This is a genomic window from Streptomyces ureilyticus (assembly GCF_011045025.1).
In the GTDB taxonomy this organism is placed as follows: domain Bacteria; phylum Actinomycetota; class Actinomycetes; order Streptomycetales; family Streptomycetaceae; genus Streptomyces; species Streptomyces ureilyticus.
On the sequence record NZ_JAAKZX010000532.1, the window covers coordinates 1 to 522 of the forward strand.

The 522-nt window shown below is 66.1% G+C and carries 1 protein-coding gene; it reads left to right on the forward strand.

Annotation, left to right across the window (positions count from 1 at the left end; all coding sequences use genetic code 11):
- Window positions 1–522, forward strand: a 522-nt coding sequence (locus G6048_RS48540) for a condensation domain-containing protein (protein ID WP_235991180.1), incomplete at both ends; no start/stop codon positions are given.

Here is a 522-nt window from a genome sequence, read left to right on the forward strand (position 1 = left end):
CCCGGGTGCAGGAGGAGCAGTCCCGGCTCAGTGATCACCAGTATCTGGGCCTGACCGACATTCAGGGCCTGGTCGGCGAGGGTGAACTCTTCGACACCCTCTACGTGTTCGAGAACTACCCCATCGGCGTTGAGGGCGACGACGTCCCCGGCGGGCTGACGATCATCGGGGGCGAAGGCCGCGACGACGTGCATTACCCGGTGAGTCTGGTGGTGCTGCCTGGGGAGACGCTTCGGCTGGACCTCGGGCACGACACCGATCTGTTCGACGAAGCCGCTGCGCAGCGGATGGTGGAGCGGTTGTGCCACGTGGTCGAGGCGATGGTCTCCGACGCCGATCAGCGCATCGGCGACATCGACATCCTCCAGCCGGAAGAGCGCACCCGGCTGCTGGCCGAGTACAACGACACTGGCCTGCCCGTTCCGCAGGCCACGGTGCCTGAGTTGTTCCAGGCGCAGGCGGCGCTGACTCCGCACGCGATCGCGGTCACCGACGGCAACACATCTGTCTCGTATGGCAACA